Raw genomic sequence first — 16,138 nt, forward strand, 5'->3', positions numbered from 1 at the left:
TCCGTACGTCGTAGAAGGTGCGTCGCGGACCCGCCCTTGGGATGATCGGGCGAAGGAGCCTTGTCTGGCAGACTTGATGCCTATGAGTGACTGGACCGTGACGCAGCCGGAAGGTCGCGAGGGGGTGGCCGTTCCGCGCACCGTCACGGACGAGGCCGGGCGCGGTCCGCGAGGTCGGGTGAGCCGACTGCGGCGGCCACGGCGGCCCCGGCTCTGGGTCGAGATCCTTCTGATCGCGGTGAGTTACTGGACGTACTCACTGATCCGCAACGCCGTCCCGGAGCAGCGGGGCAAGGCGCTGCGCGACGCCGACTGGATCTGGCGCGTCGAGCACCAGCTGGGCGTCGCCGTCGAGCAGTCCGTCAACCACGCCCTGAACTCGGCGACTTGGTTGATCATCGGTATGAACTACTACTACGCCACACTGCACTTCGTCATCACGCTCGGTGTACTGGTGTGGCTGTACCGGTGGCATCCCGGCCGGTACGCGGCCGCCCGGCTGGTGCTCTTCGCGACGACGGGTGTCGCGCTGGTCGGTTACTACCTGTTTCCGCTCGCCCCGCCCCGGTTGATGCGCGGCGGGCACTTCGTCGACACCGTCATGGTGCACCACACCTGGGGCTCGATGGCCTCCGGCGATCTGAAGGACATGTCGAACCAGTACGCGGCGATGCCGTCGATGCACATCGGCTGGTCGCTGTGGTGCGGGCTGACGATCTTCGCGCTGGCGTCCGTGCCGTGGGTGCGGGTGCTGGGGCTGCTCTACCCGGCGACGACCCTGCTGGTCATCGTCGCCACGGCCAACCATTTCTGGCTGGACGCGGTGGGCGGCATGCTGTGCCTGACCTTCGGGTTCACGGTGGCACGGGTGTGGTACGGCGCGCTGCCCCACCGGCTGCCCAGGGTGACGCCGGGTGCGGCGCCGAGGCCTGCTCAGGCTCCGGCGCCGTAGAACAGCTCCTCCACCACCGTGCGCGCCCGGCGGGTGGTACGGCGGTACGCGTCCAGCATGTCCCCCGCGTGCCCGGCGCCGTAGCCCAGGTAGCGGCCCACGGCGGCCAGCTCGCGCGGCTCGGTGGGGAAGGTGTCCCCCGCCCGGCCGCGCACCAGCATCACCGCGTTGCGCACCCGGGTCGCCAGCACCCAGGCCTCGTCCAGGATCTCCGCCTCCTCGGCGGACAGCAGCCCCGCCTCGCCGGCCGCGGCCAGCGCCGCGCGGGTGCGGGTGGTGCGCAGGCCCGGCTGCTCCCACCCGTGCTGGAGCTGGAGCAGTTGGACGGTCCACTCGACGTCGGACAGGCCGCCCGGGCCCAGCTTGGTGTGCAGCTTGGGGTCGGCGCCGCGCGGGAGGCGCTCCGACTCCATACGGGCCTTCAGCCGGCGGATCTCGCGTACGGCGTCCTCGCCGAGGCCGCGCTGCGGGTAGCGGAGGGGGTCGATCAGCTCGGTGAAGCGGCGGCCCAGGTCCTCGTCACCGGCGACCGGCTCGGCCCGCAGCAGCGCCTGGGACTCCCAGACCAGGGACCAGCGGCGGTAGTACGCCTCGTACGACTTCAGGGTGCGCACCAGCGGCCCCGACTTGCCCTCCGGGCGCAGATCGGCGTCGATGAGCAGCGCCGGGTCCGCGCTGGGCAGCTGCAGCAGCCGGCGCATCTCGGCGACGACCCTGTTCGCGGCGGCGGCCGCCTCGTGCTCGTCCACGCCGTCCTGCGGTTCGTGCACGAAGACGACGTCCGCGTCGGAGCCGTAGCCCAGCTCGTGACCGCCGAAACGGCCCATCCCTATGATCGCGAACCGCGTGGGGAGCATGTCGCCCCAGCCGTCGCGGACCACCGCGCGCAGGGTGCCCGCGAGGGTGGCGGCGGTGAGGTCGGAGACCGCCGCGCCGACCCGGTCCACCAGGGCGCCCTGGTCGGCCTCGGCGGGGCTGGTCTCGGTGCCGTAGGAGCCGACGATGTCGGCGGCGGCGGTGCGGAACAGTTCACGGCGGCGGACGCCGCGGGCCGCCGTGACGCCCTGCTCGGTGTTCTCCGCGCGGCCCACGGCGGCCAGGATCTCCTGCTCCAGGGGGGCGCGCCCGCGGGGCGCGAGACCGCCGCCGCCCGCGCCGGTGCCGTCGCTGTCGCCCAGCAGGGCCACCGCCTCGGGAGCGCGCATGAGCAGGTCCGGGGCGAGGCGACCCGCCGACAGCACGCGCGCCAGGTTCTCCGCCGCCGCGCCCTCGTCGCGCAGCAGGCGCAGGTACCACGGGGTCTTGCCGAGCGCGTCGGAGACCTTGCGGAAGTTCAGCAGGCCCGCGTCCGGGTCCGCCGAGTCGGCGAACCAGCCGAGGAGGACGGGGAGCAGGGTGCGCTGGATCGCCGCCTTGCGGGTCACCCCGGAGGCCAGGGCCTCCAGGTGGCGCAGGGCGGCGGCGGGGTCGGCGTAGCCGAGGGCGACCAGGCGCTCGCGGGCCGCCTCGGCGCTCAGGCGGGCCTCGCCCGGCGCGAGCTGGGCGACCGCGTCCAGCAGCGGGCGGTAGAAGAGCTTCTCGTGGAGTCTGCGTACGACGCCGGTGTGCCGCTTCCACTCCCGGTTCAGCTCGGCCACCGGGTCGGTGCGCAGGCCCAGTGAGCGGCCCAGGCGCCGCTGGTCCTCCTCGGCCACCGGGACGAGGTGCGTGCGGCGCAGGCGGTAGAGCTGGATGCGGTGTTCCATCGAACGCAGGAAGCGGTAGGCCTCGTCCAGGCGGGCGGCGTCCTCGCGGCCCACGTAGCCTCCGGCGGCCAGGGCCTGCAGGGCGCTCAGGGTGGTGCCGCTGCGGAGGCTCTGGTCGGTGCGGCCGTGGACCAGCTGCAGCAGCTGTACGGCGAACTCCACGTCCCGGAGGCCACCGGGGCCCAGTTTCAGTTCTCTGTCGATCTCGGACGCGGGGATGTTCTCGACCACGCGCCGGCGCATCTTCTGGACGTCCGCCACGAAGTTCTCGCGCTCGGCCGCCTTCCAGACGAGGGGTTCGAGCGCGTCGACGTACGCCCGGCCCAGTTCCGCGTCGCCCGCCACCGGGCGGGCCTTGAGCAGGGCCTGGAACTCCCAGGTCTTCGCCCAGCGCTGGTAGTAGGCGAGGTGGGAGGAGAGGGTGCGGACCAGGGGGCCGTTGCGGCCCTCGGGGCGGAGGTTGGCGTCCACCGGCCAGATGGAGCCCTCCACGGTGGTCTCGGAGCAGATCCGCATCAAGTGCGAGGCGAGACGGGTGGCCGCGGTGAGCGCCTTGGCCTCGGTGGTGCCTTCGGCCGCCTCCGCCACGAAGATCACGTCGACGTCGGACACGTAGTTCAGTTCGTGGCCGCCGCACTTGCCCATCGCGATCACCGTGAGACGGCAGGCCGCGGCGTCCTCGGGGGCCTTCGCCTGCGCCATGGCCAGAGCCGCGCGGAGGGTGGCGGTGGCGAGGTCGGCGAGTTCGGCGGCCGTCTCGGCCACGTCGGTGGTGCCGCAGACGTCGCGGGCGGCGATGGAGAGCAGACAGCGGCGGTAGGCCACGCGGAGGGAGACGGGGTCGGCGGCCCCGGCCAGGCCGCGTTCGAACTCCTCCAGGCCGGGGTGCAGGTCGCGGGGCTCGTAGGTGACCAGGGCCTGCCAGTCGCTCGGGTGGCGGGCCAGGTGGTCGGCGAGTGCGGCGGAGGCGCCGAGGACGCCGAGGAGGCGGTCGCGCAGCGGCTTGGCCGCGATGAGGGTGTCCAGCAGTTCGCGGTGGGCGGTGGGGCCGTCCTGGACCTCCAGGAGGCGGACCAGGCCGTGCAGGGCGAGGTCCGGGTCGGCGGTGGCGCCCAGGGCTTCCAGGAGGACGGGGTCGTCACGGACGGGGGCGAGCTCCGGGCCGTCGAGGAGGCGCTCCGCGGCGGAGGGGTCGGTGAAGCCGTGTCGGAGCAGGCGGGTGAAGGTGCTGCTTCTGCGCCCCGGCGTCATGTCCGTGGCCTCCCCTTGCGTACGTCTCGGATCTTGCGTGCGTCTTCGGCCGGACCGGAATCGTCCTGGCCAGAGCCTAACCGGCGGGCGGCCGGGGGGCTGTGCCGCGGGCGACGGGGTGACGGTTGCCTGCGGCGCCTTGCGGGGGATGGCTGGTCTTCGGGTGCCGTGCGGCGCCCTGCGGGCGCTGCCTGTGGCGCGTTGGGGGGGATGGCTGATCTTCGGGTGCCGTGCGGCGCCCCGCGGGCGCTGCCTGTGGCGCGTTGGGGGGGCGGGGGCCGCCGGGGTGCCAGCGGGACCTCGTGGGGGGGGTGGGCGACTGCCGCCCCAGGTTGCGTCCGCCTCTGGGCGCCCACGCACGTTGCGGGTCCGGCTCGGCCTTCCGCCACGGTTGCGGGCCGGATGCAGGCGTGGCGCGCGACCGAGTCCGGCACGCATGCCTGTGCCCGCCCCGCGTGCGAGACAGGCCCGGAACGCCTCCCCCACCCTGCGGACCCGCTTCAGGCGCCTGCCGCACGGCCGGGTCCGACCCTGACGCCTGCGCCCGCCCCATGTGCGCCCCGGCACGCATGCCTGCACCCGCCCAACGGGCGCCCGCCCCCGTGCGATTCCGGCACCGGCTTCTGCCCCACCCCCCGTACAAGTCCGGCCCGGAAGACCTCCCACACAACGCGCACCCGCCTCAGGCGCCTGCCGCACGGCCGGATGCGGCCTCAGTGACCCTGCCGGCCCCCGTGGGTGTGTCGTGGCTCGGGTTGCACCTGCGGGGGGCGCGGCGGGTCGTGGCCGTCCTGGGCCGGGGGTGTGGTGCGGTGCGGGGGGCGCCGGCCGCGGCGGGCGGTGGCGGCCGCCGTGTCATCTGCTCGCCGGGCGCGGTCGCGGGGCGCGACCGGTCTGGTGCGGCAACTTCGTGGCGAGCAGGGTGCGCAGGGTCTCCGCCGCTCTCGCCGCCGCGTCCGCGCAGCAGTTGTTGAACAGGATGTGGAGCTCGTCGGTGGCCGCGGCCAGGGCGTGGATGCGGGGCAGCCACTCGGCCAGTTCCGGGGCCGTGTAGGCGTGGCGGAAGCGTTCCTCCTTGCTGCCGGTCCCCCACTGCGGGCTGCGGCCGTGGAAGCGGACGACCGAGAGGCGGGGCGTGGTGACGGGTGCGGCCGGGGGGAGGGAAGCCGGGAGGCCCTGCGGCGTGTCCACGGCCACCGCGGTGGCGTCCAGGTCCGCGAGGAAGGTGGTGGTGCGGTCGCCCTGCCACCAGGCGGGGTGCCGGAACTCCACCGCGAAGGGCCAGTCGCGGGCTCGTTCCCGGGCCGCGCGGACGAAGGCCTCGGCGTCCGGGCCGGGGGCCAGGCTCGGTGGGTACTGGAAGAGGAGCGTGCCGAGGCGGCCTGAGCGGCGGAGGGGCTCGAGGGCTTCGGCGTAGCGGTTCCAGACCTCGGTCAGCAGGCCCTGGTCCCGGGGGCGGCCCCGTAAGTCCTCGGGCAGTGCGGAGGGACGGGTGGGGTGGCCCGTGAGCAGGGCGTGCGCCTTGACGTCGAAGCGGAAGCCGTCGGGGGTGCGCTCCGCCCAGAGGGCGGTGGTGCGCGGGCTCGGCAGGCCGTAGTACGGGGAGTCCGCCTCCACCAGGGGGAAGCGGGTGGCGTAGTGGCGCAGACGGCTCTCGGGGTCCCGGTGGCCCGGTGGGTACCAGCCGCTCGTGAGGAGGGCCCGGTCCGTCCAGCCGCAGGTGCCGATGAGGATGTTCGCCATGCGGGCACGGGTACCCAGCAGTTCACCGGCTCTTCATCCGCAGGGTTGGCTGCCGTGGGTCCCGGGAATGTTGACGTGTGCATGCTCTGTCCGCACCGCCAGCCCCGTCCCGCCCCCATCGGAGGTTGATGTGTCCGGCAGTTCCGTGTACCGCCGCGCCCGTACCGTCGTGGCATCCGCAGCGGCCCTCGCCGCGGCCGCGGTCGGGCTGTGGACCGGGATCGGCGAGGAGTCCGCGCACGCCGCGGGCGCTGTGCCGAGCCCGGACCACGTGGTCGTCGTGGTCTTCGAGAACCACGCCTACAGCCAGGTCATCGGCTCCTCCAGCGCCCCGTACATCAACTCGCTGAAGTCGGGAGGCGCCAACCTGACGCAGTCGTACGCCGAGACCCACCCGAGCCAGCCCAACTACTTCGCCCTGTTCTCCGGTTCGACGCAGGGCATCACGGACGACAGCTGCTACACGCCCGGCTTCTCGTCGGCGCCCAATCTGGCGTCCGAGCTGATCGCCGCCGGGCGCAGCTGGGCCAGCTACAACGAGTCCCTGCCGAGCCAGGGTTCGACGACCTGCAGCAGCGGGAGGTACGCCCGCAAGCACAACCCGTGGTTCGGGTTCAGTAATGTGCCGACGTCCAGCGCGAAGACGTTCGCCCAGTTCCCGACGGACTACTCGACGCTGCCCCAGCTGTCGTTCGTGACCCCGAACCTGTGCAGCGACATGCACGACTGCTCGGTGTCCACCGGTGACACCTGGCTGAAGAACAACCTGGGCGCGTACGCGACCTGGGCCAAGACCCACAACAGTCTGCTGGTCGTCACCTTCGACGAGGACAACTCGCTGAGCGGGAACCGGATCCCGACCGTGCTGTACGGGCAGCCCGTGGCCGCGGGCTCGTCGAGCTCCACGACGTACGACCACTACGACCTGCTGCGCACCCTGGAGGACAGCCAGGGGCTGACCACGCACGCGGGCAACGCGGCCGGCGCCGAGGACATCAGCGGCATCTGGGCGTCCTGACGTGTACGTAGCGGACAGCCGCGCCAGTACGCCGGCGTCCGCGGACGGTGCCGTCCGGCCACCGGCCGGGCGGCGCCGTGCCGCGATCGCCCCGACCGTGCTCGCGCTCGGAACGGTCAGTCTGGTCACGGACGTGTCGTCCGAGATGGTCACGGCCGTGCTGCCGTTGTACCTGGTCACCGGGCTCGGTCTGTCACCGCTGGGCTTCGGGCTGCTCGACGGCGTCTACAACGGTTTCTCTGCGCTCGTACGGCTCGTCGGGGGGCATCTGGCGGACCGTGGCGGCGGACGGCACAAGTGGGTCGCCGGGTTCGGGTACGCGGTCTCGGCGGTGTGCAAGCCGCTGCTGCTGGTGGCGCACTCGCTGACCCCGATCGGTCTCGTGCTGGCCGCCGACCGCACGGGGAAGGGGTTGCGGACCGCTCCGCGCGACGCGCTGATCTCCCTGTCGAGCACGGCCGAGTCCCGGGGCCGGTCCTTCGGGGTGCACCGGGCCATGGACACGGCGGGCGCACTGCTCGGGCCGCTGGTGGCCTTCCTGATCCTGCGGGCCGCGGTCGACGGGTACGACGCGGTGTTCACCGTCAGCTTCTGTGTCGCGGTGGCCGGCGTCCTGGTGCTGGTGCTGTTCGTGCCGGGCGGGCGGGCCGGAGTGGTCGTGGACGAACGGCCGACGCCGGGTGCCGCGCTCCGTCTGCTGCGGGGACGCGGTCTGCGGCGGATCACCGTGTGCGCGCTGCTGCTGGGGCTCGCGACGGTCAGTGACTCGTTCGTCTATCTGCTGCTCCAGCGCCGGGTCGGCGTGCCGGACCGCTGGTTCGCGCTGCTGCCGCTCGGTACGGCCGCCTCCTTCCTGCTGCTGGCGGTGCCGCTCGGCCGGCTCGCGGACCGGATCGGCAGGTGGACGGTCTTCGTGGCCGGGCACGGCGCCCTGCTGATCGCCTACGCACTGCTGCTCACGGCCTGGCACGGGTGCGCGGTGCCGTACGTCGTCCTCGCCCTGCACGGCGCCTTCTACGCGGCCACCGACGGGGTGCTGATGGCGGCGGCTTCCGACGGAGTGCCGCAGGCGCTGCGGTCCTCCGGGCTCGCCGTCGTACAGACCGGGCAGGCGCTGGCCCGGTTCGCCTGCTCGCTGCTGTTCGGCACGGCGTGGACGGTCTGGGGCGACCGGGCGGCACTCGCGGGCGCGGCCGTGGCACTGGCCGCGTGTGCCGTGTTCTCCCTCACCCTGCGCCCGAAGGGAACGGTGGCCGCATGACCGTACGCAGCCGCATCCTCATCCTGGTCGCGGCCGTCGCCGCGCTCACGGCGGTCGGGCTGGCGTCCGTCCTGCACGCCTCGGCCCGCGCCGACCGCCGTGACCACACCCGGGCGGGCGGCCCCCGGGTCGCCGAGGGGCCCCTGACGCTGACCGGGCACGGGCGGATGCTGTTCCGGAACATGGCGTGGGGCCCGCACCGGGACGAGGTCGTCGGCGTGCCGGCATCCGATCCGTCAGGCCCGCGTACCGCCTCCGGCGTCAAGTGCCTCCGCTTCTACGCCGCCTCGGGGACGGGAGTGTGCCTGCAGGCCGTGCACGGCGCGGTCTCGGACACCTACCGGGCCCTGGTCCTGGACTCCCGCCTGCGCACCGAGCACCGCTACGACGTGCCGGGCATCCCCTCCCGCGCCCGCGTCTCCCCCACCGGTCACTTCGCCGCCTGGACGGCGTTCGTGGGCGGTGACAGTTACGCCGGCACGAACTTCTCCACGCGCACGGCGATCGTGGACACCCGCAGCGGCGAGCTGATCCCCTCCCTGGAGGGCTTCCGGATCGTCGAGGGCGGGCACCCGTACCGGGCCGCGGACACCAACTTCTGGGGCGTGACGTTCGCGGCGGACGACCGCACCTTCTACGCGACGCTGGCGACGAAGGGCCGTACGTACCTGGTGCGCGGGGACCTGCGGGCCCGTACGGTCACGACGCTGCACGAGAACGTCGAATGTCCCTCCCTGTCCCCCGACGGCACGCGGATCGCCTACAAGAAGCGGGTCGAGGGACTGCCCAAGGACGCCCCCTGGCATCTGTACGTGCTGGATCTGCGCACCATGCGGGAGAGCCCGCTGGCCGAGGCGAGGAGCGTCGACGACCAGGCGGTGTGGCGGGACGCCCGCACGATCGTGTACGCGCTGCCGGGCGACTACGGCGCCGACCTCTACCAGGTCCCGGCGGACGGGTCGGGGACGCCCCGGCGGATCAGCACGGCCGCGGTGTCCGCCGCGTACCTCGGCTGATCCGCCGGGTGGCTCAGGGCAGGGTCCAGAACCGCACCGTGACGAGATAGAAGACGGCCGCCCAGAAGGCCATCAGCGCCACGACGAGGGCGAGGCCGCGGACGTTGGTCCGGACCGCCGCCTCGTCCGGTGGCGGGCGCAGCCACCGCCCGAGCAGCGGGTTCACGTAGAAGGGCATCGTCACGAAGCTCATGATGAAGCTCGACAGCAGGTTGCCCACGAGCAGCCCGATCCAGATCGGCAGGTGCGCCGGGAACAGCGCGAGCGTCAGCAGCACGACGGTCGGGTACAGGCCCACCCACACGGCGAGGGACGTCTTGGTCTCGGAGGGCGGCGGCGGTGCCTCCTTGCCGTCGCCCTCGAAGGCGAACCAGCTGCCGAACGAGTTGTCGATCGTGCGCAGTCTGAAGTCGTTGAACTTCTCGCCCTCGGCCAGCACCCGCTGCCGTTGCGGCGACGTCAGCCAGGCGTCGAGGTGCTCGGCGCTGTCGTAGCGGTACAGCGTGGTCCACTCCTCCTGGAGCCCCTCGATGGGACGGAAGAGCTCGGTCCCGCGAAACCCCTCGAACTTGCTCTCCTCCTCGACCATGTGGTGCTGCCACTCCAGGAAGTCGTCGACATGGTCGGGGTGGACACGGTGGGTGACCACCACGGTCACCAGGGGATCCAGTGCCTGGGTGCCGCTGCTCACCACCTGCTGGGTCGCCGGGCCGTCGAAGTACTTGGCGCCGACGTCGAGGTACGTCTGCCGGGTCGCGCTGTTGATCCAGGTCTGCAGGTGCGCGACCGAGTCGAAGCGGTAGACGACGACCCAGTCGGGCTGCAGCGGTGTCGGCGCGGAGGTCTCGGCGCCCAGGAAACCGGGGTAGTAGGCGGCAGCGGCGTTGAGGTCCTCCTGCCACGCCGCGTACTCCTTCTCCGCTCCGGGCAGGACCCTCTGCCCGATGATCGCCGTGGCCGCGGCGGCCACGTTCCTGTCGGTCCTCATGGTGCTCGGCCTGCCGACACCGACTGCTGTGCGCGGAGCCGGCCGTAGATGCGTTCCGGGGTCAGCGGCAGTGCGCGGTAGCGGACGCCCGTGGCGTCGTGGACCGCGTTCGCCAGCGCCGGGGCCACCGGGTTGATGCAGCACTCCGCCATGCCCTTGGCCCGCATGGGCCCCACCGAGTCCGCCGAGTCCACCAGGAGGACCTCGGTGCGCGGGACGTCGGCGAAGGTCGGCATGCGGTAGTTCCGGAAGTTCGGGTTGGCCATCACGCCGTTGTCGTCGATGTGGTGGTTCTCGGTCAGCGCGAAACCGATCCCCTGGGCGACCCCGCCCTCCACCTGGCCGCGGACCTGCGCCGGGTTGATGATCACCCCGGCGTCCGCCGCCTGCACGCTGTACAGGATCCGTGTCTCCCCCGTCACGCGGTGCACGGCGACCCGGAAACCCTGGGTGTTGGAGGTGACGCTGCGCGGTGAGCCGTACGCCTTGCGGGCGGCGGTGAACCGGATGCCGCGTGCCCTGGCCAGCGCGACCAGCTCGGCCAGCGAGACCCGGCGGTCCCCGCAGACGACGCCGTCGTCGTCCATGGAGCACATCACGACGTGCTCGCCCGTGTGCGCCGCGGCGAACTCCAGGATGCGGTCGCGTACCGCGCCCGCCGCGCGCAGGACGGCGTTGCCCGCCACGAAGAGGCCCGCGCTCGCGAAGGCGCCGGTGTCGAAGCCCGTGCGGTCGGTGTCGGACTGCACCAGGCGGATCCGCCCCGGCGTGGTGCCCAGCTGGCCCGCCGCGATCTGGACATGCGCGGTGGACGTGCCCTCCCCGAACTCCACGGTCCCCACGGCCACTTCGTAGACGAGGTCGTCGCCCAGCGTGACCCAGGCCTCGGAGAGGTGCTCGGTCGGGGGCGCCGTCTCGTGCAGGGAACTCGCCACGCCGGTGCCGACGAGCCACTCGGGTCCGGGCGGCGGCTGACCGGCCGTACGGGCCAGCGCGTCCCCCACCAGGTCGATGCACTTGGCGAGGCCGTCCTCGGTGAAGAGCACGTCGTCGGGGCCGTCGTGCAGGGCGACCAGGGGTTCACCGGGCCGCACGATGTTGCGCCGGCGCAGCTCCAGCGGGTCGAGGTGCAGGGCGCGGGCCAGTTCGTCCATCGCCGACTCCACGGCGAACGCCGGCTGGGTCATCCCGTAGCCGCGCAGGGCCCCGCTGGGCACCGTGTTCGTGTAGACGGAGTAGGCGTCGTACTTCTTGTTCGGGCAGCGGTAGATCATGGCGGCGGCGCCGCCCGCGTACAGCGTCTCGCCGCCGTGGTTGCCGTAGGCGCCGGTGTTGGAGACGTTGCGCACCTGGAAGGCGGTGAGCGTGCCGTCGGCCTTGGCGCCGAGCCTGACCGTCAGGGTCATCGGGTGCCGCGGCGAGGCCGTGGTGAACTCCTCCTCGCGGGTGTACTCCAGGCAGGTGGGCCGCCCGGTGTCCAGCGTGGCGAGCGCGACCAGGTCCTCGGCGATCACCTCCTGCTTGCCGCCGAAGCCGCCACCGACCCGCTTGCAGAACACCCGTACCTGGTCGGGACGGAGCCCGAACAGGTACTCCAGTTTGACCTTGGCGATGGACGGTGACTGCGAGCTGGTGCGGACGTTCAGCCGGCCGTCCTCCATCCAGGCGATCGAGCCGTGGGTCTCCAGATGCCCGTGCTGCACCCGCGGTGAGAAGTAGGTGCCCTCGTGGATCACGTCGGCCGCGGCGAAGCCCGCCTCGACGTCGCCGATGTGCGCATGGAGTTCGATGAGGATGTTGTGGACGGGGTCACGGACGAACGGGTCGTGGGACCCGTGCAGTTGGGGCGCGCCGTCCGCCATCGCGTCCTCGGGGTCGAACACCGCCGGCAGCACCTCGTACGCGACCGCCAGGCGCCGGCAACCCTCCTCGGCCGCCCCGACGGTGTCGGCCAGGACCGCGGCGACGCGCTGGCCGGCGAAACGCACCGTGTCGTCGAGGATGTAGGTGTCGTCCGGGTCCACCAGGTGGTCGGTGTGGATCGCCGTGGTGAAGCGCTTTTGCGGCACGTCCTCCCAGGTGTACACCCGGTGCACGCCGGGCACGGCCAGTGCGGCGCTCTTGTCGACCGAGAGGATCCGGGCGTGCGGGTGGGGCGAGTGGAGCACCTTCAGGTGCAGCAGGCCCTCGATGCGGGTGTCCATGGTGAACTCGGCGTGACCGGTCACGACGTCCTGGCCCGCGGGTGCGCCGACGCTCGTCCCGACGGCCTTGCCCGGTGCGGCCGTCCGCACCGCGCCGACGCCCCGCACCGCGTCCTCGATCGCGCGGTAGCCGGTGCAGCGGCACAGGTTGCCCTTCAGCGCCCGCGGCAGATCCGCCTTCTGCTCCTCGGTGAAGGTCGCCGAGGTCATGATCATTCCAGCGGTGCAGAAACCGCACTGGAAGCCCGGGGCGTCCCGGAACTGGCGCTGCATGGGATGCAGGGCGCCGGGCCGCCCCAGACCCTCGATGGTGGTCACCTCATGGCCGTTCGCGCGGAACGCGGGGGTGATGCAGCTGTGGACGGGTTCGCCGTCCAGCCACACCGTGCAGGCCCCGCAGTCGCCCGCGTCGCAGCCCTTCTTCACGCCGAAGTGGCCGAGTTCCCGCAGGAAGGTGCGCAGACACTGGCCGGGTGCCGGTTCCCGGTCGAACTTGTTGCCGTTCACTAGGTAGGTCATGCCAGGTCCCCAGCCGTGAGTTCGCGGCGAATCTCTTCGGCGAAGTGCTGTGTCAGATGGCGACGGTGGTCAGGGGTCCCGTTGGGGTCGGCGAACCAGACGTCGGCCGGAAGGGCGTCGATCCTCTGCCGCAGGGTCCGGGCGTCGGGCATGGTGTCGAAGGCGATACGCACCGGTCGCGTGGTACCGGCGGTGAGGGTGAGCAACAGATCGTCGCCGCCCCGCCGTTGGCTGCCGACGAGGAACACCGTCGAACGGCCGAGCCGGGTCAGGGAGAAGCGGCGGTGCGCGGTACGTCTGCGCAGCGCGTGCGCCGGAATGGTGACACGCCGCAGGATCTCTCCCGGCGCGAGGACGTTGCGGTGCTCGCCCGTCACGAAGTCGAGGGCGTCGACGACGCGGACGGTGCCGTCCGCGGCCCAGAGTTCGTACTGCGCCTCCAGCGCCACCGTCAGTGTGATCATCGGTCCGGCCGGCAGGGACATGCAGATGTTGCCGCCGACGGTCGCCGCGTTCCAGACCTTGAACGAGGACAGGAACGCCTCGCAGCTCGCGCGGAAGAGGATGCCCGCGGTCCGGTCCAGGGGGTGGGCGATGGCGTACAGATCGCGGATCGTGCAGGTGGCGCTGATCTCGAGTCCGCCGTCGTCCCTGGGGACGAGAGGCTCCCAGAGCAGTGCCGTCAGGTCGATCAGCCGGTGCAGGTCCGGCTGCTCGACGGAGTAGAGCCAGGTTCCGCCGGCGAGCCAGGCGTCGCCCTCGTGCCAGTCCGCGCCCGGCCGATCGGACGGCTGCCGGACTACTTCGGTGATGGTGTTGAGGTCCATGACGAACGACCTTGGGGGGCGGCTGGGCGTACGTGTCGCGCTCGGCAGCAAGGGCGCGCTCGCCGGATTCCGGAGGGATGGTGGCCGCCGCGGCCGAACCGTTTCCGGGGGCGCCGGCGGGTACACGTGCGCTCGGCGTCCCTTTTCGGTCAGCGTATCGCAGCACGCCGACGACGGCCCTCGGGGCGAGGGGAGCACGACGTGGCCGACGCACTCCGGACAGCCGCACCGGCGTCCCGTCGACGAGGCCCCGCCGGAGCTGCTGCGCACCGCGCAGTCCTGCCGGCCGCCGGAGCCGGGCGCCGCCTGGCACGACTTGCCCGGGCCGGCCGAGGGCCACTGCACGCTCGACCCGGTCAAGGTCACGCTGACCTGCCCGGGCATCACGGCCACCGGTGCGATCGCCGAGGAGGGCATCCCGGTGCGCGTGCTGACGGCGTACCTCGCCATGCGGAACAACGTGGACAGCGCGTTCCAGCGGCTGCCGGAGCCGGTCTTCCCACCGCAGCACCGCTACCAGCGGCTGGTGCGGGGCGGCACCGAGCGGGTCCGGATCGCCGAGGCGGCGCACCGGGTCGCGGCCGCGAGGGTGACGGTCACCCCGCCCGGCACCCCGGTCCTGATGCCCGGCGAGTCCACGGGCACCGCCGACGGCCCCCTCCTGCGGTACCCCACGGCCCTGGAGATCTTCGACCGCACCTTCCCGGGCTTTCCGCAGCGAGACCCACGGCGTGACGGTCGAGGAGGCCACCGGTGACTACGGGATCGAGTGCCTGAAGACCTCCTGGCGGCCGGAACGGGGCTCCCGCACCGGCAGGTTGAGACTCCGAGCACCGCTGCCTCCGACACCGATGCCGATCGGCCCTGAGGACGGCTCACCCTCTCGGATGCGCTCGGCGGGCACCTGATCGCGAGGCTGTGCATGGTGAGTGCATGAACACTGCACCTCACCCCAAGAAGACCGTTTCCCGGATCCCGCGAGCACTCGCGGTGGCTGCCGCCCTGGGCATCGCCTGCGCGGCGGGGGTGGCGACTGCCACGTCCGCCGTGGCCGCGACGCCCGCCACGCACGTCGCCACCAAGGCGGTCCCCGCCTACGGCCACGGTGGCGGCGGCGGGGACGGCGAGCACTTCCAGTGCGGCAACGGCCTCCTCGACCTGCTCAACTTCTGTAACTGATAGACACCAGGCGGCAGTTCCCGCACACCGACCGCACCACCCACAACCGCACATGGAAGTAGTCCACCCACCCCCAGGGCGGTCGGGGACAGGTCCGGAATCCCTGTCCCCGACCGCCCTGCCGACGGCAGGGGACACTGCCGTCTCGACACGGAGATCGAGGCGCGCCCGGCCCCCGGCCTCGCCCTGGCTCGGCTGAGGGCGGGAACCGGCCCGCGGCCAGTGCTGTGACCGGAAAGGCCTGCGCGAGCCGGTGAACCTGGGCCGCAGCACTAGCGCAGGTGCCGGGCGAAGAACCGGGCCGCGGCGTCCCCCGCGAACCGCGGGACGCCGGTGTGTCCGCCCATGTTGGCGTGCAGCGTCTTCTCCTTGGAGCCGAAGGCGTCGAACAGGTCCAGGGCCGCCTGCCGGTCGTTCCCTTCGTCGTCCCACTGCAGCAGGACGTGCAGCGGAATGCTGACCCGGCGGGCCTCCTCGAACATGGCGGCGGGCACGAGGCTCCCGGCGAACAGCACGGCGGCCGAGATGCGCGGCTCGACCACCGCAAGCCGGATGCCGATGGAGATCACTCCTCCCGAGTACCCGACCGGGCCGCCGATCCCGGGCAACGCCAGGAGGGCGTCCAGGGCCGCCCGCCATTCCGGGACCGCCTTTTCGACGAGCGGGAGGACGAGGGCGTCGATGATCTCGTCGCCGACCGGCTCGCCGGCCTCCATGGCCCGGCGCAGGTCGGCGCGGGCCTGCTCGGCGGCGGCCCAACGGGGCCGGTCACCGCTGCCGGGGAGCTCGATGGTGGCCGCGGCGAAGCCATCCGCCGCGGCGTGCCGGGCCCGCTCCGCCAGCAGGGGATACATCTTGCGCAGTCCGAGCGGGGGGTGGCCGAGCAGGATCAGCGGCGCCGGTGCGGAGGCGGAGGCGGATGCGGGCGTCCACAGGATGCCAGGGACCTCGCCGAGGGTGAATTCGCGTTCGAGGACGCCGTCGTCGAGGCGCTGCTCAGAAGTGAATCGCATGGTCGTGCCTTTCGGGAGTGCGCTTGAACGGCGCTCCCGGACGACCTATCGCCCGACCGTGACCCCGGAGGGGAGCACCCATGTCGATACTGCGTTCACGGGTACCACCTCCTCGTTCTCTCGCACGGCCTGCCGGAGAATACCAACGGTCGCCGTGGCCGCCAACGGGTTTTCACACAGGCTCCGGCCCAGGGGCTGTAAGAGCTCCTAACGGAATGCGGTTCGCAGGCGCCGCCAGCAGATCAGCGAGCAGGCGAGCTTGAGGAACGCCTCGTGGATGTCATCGCGGATCTCCCAGCGGATGCGCAGGCGGCCGAACCAGTGCAACAGCGCAATCGTCTGCTCGACGACCCACCGCTTGGTGCCCAGGCCGGAACCGTGCTCACTACCACGCCGGGCGATCACGGGCTTGATGCCCTTCG

At 72.5% G+C, this 16,138-nt stretch carries 13 protein-coding genes; 6 read left to right on the top strand and 7 right to left on the bottom strand.

Going from position 1 to position 16,138, the window contains the following annotated elements; translation table 11 throughout:
- Nucleotides 1–82: 82 nt before the first annotated feature.
- A complete protein-coding gene (locus ABZ919_RS35705; protein ID WP_361256502.1) occupies nucleotides 83–952 on the top strand; it encodes a phosphatase PAP2 family protein in 870 nt (289 codons plus the stop codon).
- Here the strand turns inward: ABZ919_RS35705 and ABZ919_RS35710 are convergent.
- Both ABZ919_RS35710 and ABZ919_RS35715 read right to left on the bottom strand, forming a co-directional pair.
- Nucleotides 934–3,948 (bottom strand): bifunctional [glutamine synthetase] adenylyltransferase/[glutamine synthetase]-adenylyl-L-tyrosine phosphorylase, encoded by a 3,015-nt coding sequence (locus ABZ919_RS35710; protein ID WP_361256505.1) that lies wholly within the window; start codon nucleotides 3,946–3,948, stop codon nucleotides 934–936. The genes ABZ919_RS35705 and ABZ919_RS35710 overlap by 19 nt on opposite strands.
- 855 nt (nucleotides 3,949–4,803) lie before the next feature.
- Nucleotides 4,804–5,691: a DUF72 domain-containing protein gene (locus ABZ919_RS35715; RefSeq protein ID WP_361256508.1), complete on the bottom strand. Its 888-nt coding sequence runs from the start codon at nucleotides 5,689–5,691 to the stop codon at nucleotides 4,804–4,806.
- Between the two features lie 130 nt (nucleotides 5,692–5,821).
- On the opposite strand from ABZ919_RS35715, the gene ABZ919_RS35720 reads away from it, so the two are divergent.
- The 3 genes from ABZ919_RS35720 to ABZ919_RS35730 are packed head-to-tail and all read left to right on the top strand — an operon-like array spanning nucleotide 5,822 to nucleotide 8,986.
- On the top strand, nucleotides 5,822–6,709 hold the full coding sequence (locus ABZ919_RS35720; protein WP_361256511.1) for an alkaline phosphatase family protein: 888 nt from the start codon (nucleotides 5,822–5,824) through the stop codon (nucleotides 6,707–6,709).
- A gap of 1 nt (nucleotide 6,710) precedes the next feature.
- Complete coding sequence (locus ABZ919_RS35725; protein WP_361256514.1) at nucleotides 6,711–7,970, top strand: MFS transporter; 1,260 nt, start codon at nucleotides 6,711–6,713, stop codon at nucleotides 7,968–7,970.
- A complete protein-coding gene (locus tag ABZ919_RS35730; protein ID WP_361256517.1) occupies nucleotides 7,967–8,986 on the top strand; it encodes a TolB-like translocation protein in 1,020 nt (339 codons plus the stop codon). Before ABZ919_RS35725 ends, ABZ919_RS35730 begins: the two co-directional genes overlap by 4 nt.
- 13 nt (nucleotides 8,987–8,999) lie before the next feature.
- On the opposite strand, the gene ABZ919_RS35735 is transcribed toward ABZ919_RS35730, so the two are convergent.
- From ABZ919_RS35735 to ABZ919_RS35745, 3 genes are read right to left on the bottom strand one after another with little or no spacing between them, the layout of a single operon-like run.
- Nucleotides 9,000–9,974, bottom strand: coding sequence for an antibiotic biosynthesis monooxygenase (locus ABZ919_RS35735; protein WP_361256520.1), 975 nt, complete (start codon nucleotides 9,972–9,974; stop codon nucleotides 9,000–9,002).
- Entirely contained in the window at nucleotides 9,971–12,697 is a 2,727-nt protein-coding gene (locus ABZ919_RS35740) for a molybdopterin-dependent oxidoreductase (protein ID WP_361256523.1), read from the bottom strand. The genes ABZ919_RS35735 and ABZ919_RS35740 overlap by 4 nt, the downstream gene beginning before the upstream one ends.
- Nucleotides 12,694–13,524 (bottom strand): FAD binding domain-containing protein, encoded by an 831-nt coding sequence (locus ABZ919_RS35745; protein ID WP_361256526.1) that lies wholly within the window; start codon nucleotides 13,522–13,524, stop codon nucleotides 12,694–12,696. Before ABZ919_RS35745 ends, ABZ919_RS35740 begins: the two co-directional genes overlap by 4 nt.
- Between ABZ919_RS35745 and ABZ919_RS35750 the strand changes: the two genes are divergently transcribed.
- On the top strand, nucleotides 13,523–14,281 hold the full coding sequence (locus tag ABZ919_RS35750; protein WP_361256529.1) for a hypothetical protein: 759 nt from the start codon (nucleotides 13,523–13,525) through the stop codon (nucleotides 14,279–14,281). The genes ABZ919_RS35745 and ABZ919_RS35750 overlap by 2 nt on opposite strands.
- A gap of 176 nt (nucleotides 14,282–14,457) precedes the next feature.
- Nucleotides 14,458–14,703 (top strand): hypothetical protein, encoded by a 246-nt coding sequence (locus ABZ919_RS35755; protein WP_361256532.1) that lies wholly within the window; start codon nucleotides 14,458–14,460, stop codon nucleotides 14,701–14,703.
- 272 nt (nucleotides 14,704–14,975) lie between these two features.
- Here ABZ919_RS35755 and ABZ919_RS35760 read toward each other — a convergent pair whose 3' ends face one another.
- Entirely contained in the window at nucleotides 14,976–15,716 is a 741-nt protein-coding gene (locus ABZ919_RS35760) for an alpha/beta hydrolase (RefSeq protein WP_361256535.1), read from the bottom strand.
- Nucleotides 15,717–15,923: 207 nt separating this feature from the next.
- A partial coding sequence (locus ABZ919_RS35765; RefSeq protein WP_361256538.1) for a transposase occupies nucleotides 15,924–16,138 on the bottom strand: 215 nt, incomplete at its 5' end.

This window comes from Streptomyces sp. NPDC046759 (assembly GCF_040645475.1).
Classification (GTDB): domain Bacteria; phylum Actinomycetota; class Actinomycetes; order Streptomycetales; family Streptomycetaceae; genus Streptomyces.